Annotated in this window: 5 protein-coding genes and 1 pseudogene; 4 read left to right on the top strand and 2 right to left on the bottom strand. The window is 36.3% G+C overall.

Annotation, left to right across the window (positions count from 1 at the left end):
- Nucleotides 1–63 precede the first annotated feature (63 nt).
- Nucleotides 64–981: a hypothetical protein gene (locus HHO41_RS21825; RefSeq protein ID WP_169102665.1), complete on the top strand. Its 918-nt coding sequence runs from the start codon at nt 64–66 to the stop codon at nt 979–981.
- Between the two features lie 302 nt (nt 982–1,283).
- On the opposite strand, the gene HHO41_RS21820 is transcribed toward HHO41_RS21825, so the two are convergent.
- Both HHO41_RS21820 and HHO41_RS21815 read right to left on the bottom strand, forming a co-directional pair.
- The gene (locus tag HHO41_RS21820) at nt 1,284–1,520 is read right to left on the bottom strand and encodes a DUF5348 domain-containing protein (protein ID WP_169102663.1); all 237 of its coding nucleotides are present in this window, start codon (nt 1,518–1,520) and stop codon (nt 1,284–1,286) included.
- Entirely contained in the window at nt 1,517–1,852 is a 336-nt protein-coding gene (locus HHO41_RS21815) for a hypothetical protein (RefSeq protein WP_248278575.1), read from the bottom strand. Before HHO41_RS21815 ends, HHO41_RS21820 begins: the two co-directional genes overlap by 4 nt.
- Before the next feature lie 161 nt (nt 1,853–2,013).
- Between HHO41_RS21815 and tnpA the strand changes: the two genes are divergently transcribed.
- The 3 genes and pseudogenes from tnpA to HHO41_RS21800 all read left to right on the top strand — a co-directional run.
- Nucleotides 2,014–2,343: an IS66 family insertion sequence element accessory protein TnpA gene (tnpA, locus tag HHO41_RS21810; protein ID WP_169102661.1), complete on the top strand. Its 330-nt coding sequence runs from the start codon at nt 2,014–2,016 to the stop codon at nt 2,341–2,343.
- Nucleotides 2,333–2,692 carry an IS66 family insertion sequence element accessory protein TnpB gene (tnpB, locus tag HHO41_RS21805; protein WP_169102658.1) on the top strand — a complete coding sequence of 120 codons (360 nt, stop codon included), beginning with the start codon at nt 2,333–2,335 and terminating at the stop codon, nt 2,690–2,692. The genes tnpA and tnpB overlap by 11 nt, the downstream gene beginning before the upstream one ends.
- Before the next feature lie 56 nt (nt 2,693–2,748).
- Nucleotides 2,749–3,189, top strand: a pseudogene (locus HHO41_RS21800) (IS66 family transposase zinc-finger binding domain-containing protein); the annotation flags it as partial.
- Nucleotides 3,190–3,827: the final 638 nt, after the last annotated feature.

Raw genomic sequence — 3,827 nt, 5'->3', positions numbered from 1 at the left:
CATTTTAACAAATAATTTGATAATCCCCTGCCTTTTTGGAAAATTTAGGTGGGGGAATTTTAAATGACTAAATGGGGGAATTTTCAGTTGACAAATACAGATGACCTCTTTGTTTCGCCAAACTTTTATAATTATGTGCTTCAAACTGTTGAAAAATATGATAAATACGATAGTATTGCTGGAATTTCCCTCTATACACATCTATGGAATGTTGGTGTTAGTAGACCATTTATTCCTCAGTACAATGGTTTTGATGTTTATTTTTTACAGTACGCTCAATCATGGGGGCAAGTTTGGACTAAAAGAATGTGGAATCAGTTTTATAATTGGTATATAACTAATAAGAATAATTGGAAGGGAGATGTAGAGCTACCGAATAATATTCAAACTTGGCCAGATTCTTCTTGGCTTAAGTATTTTATTAGTTACGTTACGAATACTAATCGCTATTTTGTTTATCCATATTTCTCATTGACAACAAATTTTACAGATGTAGGTACTCACAATAAATTAGTTAATACTAGTTTTCAAGTTCCATTACTAACATATGATATTAACCATTATAACCTCCCAAAGTTTAATGATAAATCATTAAAATATGATGTATTTTTTGAACAGCTAAATTTGGCAGATGAGATAGGTTTTCCAAGTGATGAAATGTGTATTGATTTATTCGGAAATAAAAATAATACAAATAATCGTAGGTACTGGCTTACAAACAGGCATCTAGATTATATGGTGATTAAAGAATTTGCTCTACAATTAAAACCTCATGAACTTAATGTAATCTATGATTTATCTGGAAAGGGGATTTTTCTTTATGATACTTTCTATAAGGGAAATAAAATAGTGCATAATGAAATTAAACTATTAAAAGCATCTGAAGTTAGATATGATGTACGAGCGGTTAGCAATAAACGACTGTTAAGTTTATTATGGTATGAGTTAAAAAATAAGTTTTATAGAGTAATAAAAAAATAAGGGAAACAGGGGGACGGTTCGAAACCACTGAAAAAGTCATTTTTTTAGGCGCAAATTTGGATTGGAATCTCAGTTTCTATCGATTTACTATAAAAAATGTTGAAAATACCAAAAGAAGACGTGATTTGAGAGGATAGTATTCTCGCTATCCTCTTTAAATTTACTGTTAATACGTAAGCGTCAAACTTTTACTGTTAATGACGTTCTATATAGTCCTAAAATTGACGTCGTTAATTGTCCTACATCTGACGGATTCACTGTCCAAAATGAAGGGGAAGCACCTTTATGCTTCCCCTAGAATCTTACAAATCAACGTGATACGTTTCATTATTCTTAAGGTAGAACCTAATCTCATTTCTGCCAGTAATGATGTACCAGTCTCTACCCAGTTCCAAACGGCAAGAAAGAATCTTTCCATTTCCTAGATGGAGATCAAACCATTCACCGCAACGCATTTTATAACCTGTATTATCTCCCCAAAACACAACCCAACAATCCAACTCAGCGTTGTAGTTCATTTCTTTCCAGCGGCTTTTCATGAAAGTTCCCCCTGGATAACTTGCTTAATCATATGATCATCAATGATTCTTCGACCATTTTGTGAGCCATATAAAAGACTATGTGTACAAAGTTTATTAATGAGCCTTGCGGCACCACCAGAGAACTGGTGAATTTCATCAAGCGCCCCATCAGAAAAGATAGGTTGATCAACTCCGGCATAACGAAGATGCCTAGATACATATTCTTCAACTTGAGCACGATCGAGATGGCCTAGCTGGAATTGGATATCGATTCTTTGTCGTATGGCTGCATATGATTGCAGTCGAAGACGATCCCAAAGTTCACTTTGACCTACGAGGATAAGGGCCATCGGACTTTGCGAATCCATTTTGGAAACAGAGGGACGGTTCTAAAAGGAGACAATCGGAAGTTTTGCGCGTAAAAAGGGTAAGCGTCAAACTCTTCCCACATATTCAGATACAAAAATCTTTGAGATAATCTCCTCAAATAAATATTCGGGGTGGTTTTTTCATGTCTAAAAGTCCAAATGTAGAATTACGGAAAGTATGGGAACAGAGAATTGATGACCATAAATCTAGTGGCCAAACTCAGGCTAAGTGGTGTGATGAAAACGGGATAAGTGTTTATCAATTCAGCTATTGGAAGAAAAGGATCAAAGACCAACACATTGGCAAAGAAAACAATTCATGGGTTCAAGTAGTAGTAGAAGACTCTAACCCAGCACAACATGAATCTTCCCTACTGATCAAAGTCGGATCTGTTTCTATAGAAGTGAATTCTGGTTTCAATACATCACTTCTCAAAGAGGTGATAAAGGTACTGAAAGAAGATGTTGAATGAAGTCGCCGTAGATCGTGTCTATCTCGCTCAAGGAAATACAGATATGAGAAAATCGATAGATGGCTTAGCTGTTCTTGTTCAAGAAGTATTTGAGCTAGATCCTTTTTCTCCCAATCTATTTGTATTTTGTAATAGGAAACGAGATAAGATGAAGATTTTATATTGGGATAAAAATGGCTTTTGGCTCTATTATCGTCGACTGGAACGAGGCCAATTCCAATGGCCATCGGATAAGCACGGCTCCACTCCGCTAAAAATATCTCGTCAACAATTACGTTGGTTATTAGATGGACTGTCGCTAGAACAAAAACAAGCCCATCCAGAGGTGATGGCAAGAACAATCATTTAATAAAATACTTTTATTAAATAGGGACAAATTGTCTGATATTTCGTATAATGGAACCTATGAAAAAGAATAACAAACAATCAACCTCAACTCCTACAATTGAAGAACTTCTCGAGCGCGTTCAACTTCTTGAAAAGCAAAACGCAGAACTAGAGGCGAAGCTAGAAAAGGAAAAGGCTGAATCGGAAGCCAAGATTAATTGGTTAAAAGAGAAGCTTCGCCTTTATCAATCTAAGCGTTTTGGTGCTTCTAGCGAAAGAACCCTACCGGGTCAACTAGAATTAACTCTTTTTAATGAAGTTGAAAAGGAAGCAAACCTCGAATTACCAGAACCTACAATAGAAAGCATCACCTATCACCGCCGTAAGAAGCGCGTGGAAACGATTGAATATCGTTTATCCGAAGAAGATCAGGTATGTTCGTGCTGCGGTGGAAATTTACATGAAATGAGTACAGAAGTACGTCAGGAGTTAAAATATATCCCAGCTGAAGTGAAAGTAGGGGAAAACACGGGGACGGTTCCACCGTTTCCCTAATTCCTTCCAAATGGTGATGCGGTAATATTAATTATTCTCCCCTCATTCTCTATTTTTTCAAAACCCAACAAACAAAAGCAGGAATTTAGACCTAGCTGTTGAATAATAATTATTAACCCCCAAGACCCGCATGTTATCTCCGCCCTTCCTTCTTTCATGTGAAAACCAATTCTACCAATCATCTATTTACTCTATCTTAAAATAACATTTCAATTTTTCCATTCATCTTTTATTAGCAAGGAGGCCACACAAAAATGACTGTAAAAATATCCAGTATCGGTTTAAAAGGGCTTGAGGGTTATTGTGTTCAAGTTCAGGAAACAAGGGGACGGTTCCACCGTTTCCCTAATTCCTTCCAAATGATGATGCGGTAATATTATTTATTCTCCCCTAACTTTCTATTTTTTCAAAACCCACTAAACAAAAGCAGGAATTAAGACCTAGCTGTTGAATAATAATCATTAACCCCCAAGACCCGCATGTTATCTCCAAACTTCCTTCTTTGATTACAGCCAAGAGATTTTACCATCCTTGCCATGTTTTTTACCACTGTTTGCCAGGGGATTTACCAGGCAGCGCCAAACATGTTTACCAATGTATAA

It is taken from the genome of Bacillus sp. DNRA2 (assembly GCF_012843265.1).
GTDB lineage: Bacteria > Bacillota > Bacilli > Bacillales > Cytobacillaceae > Bacillus_BU.
Note: the sequence above shows the minus strand (reverse complement) of the source record. Positions and strands in the feature narration are given on the sequence as shown.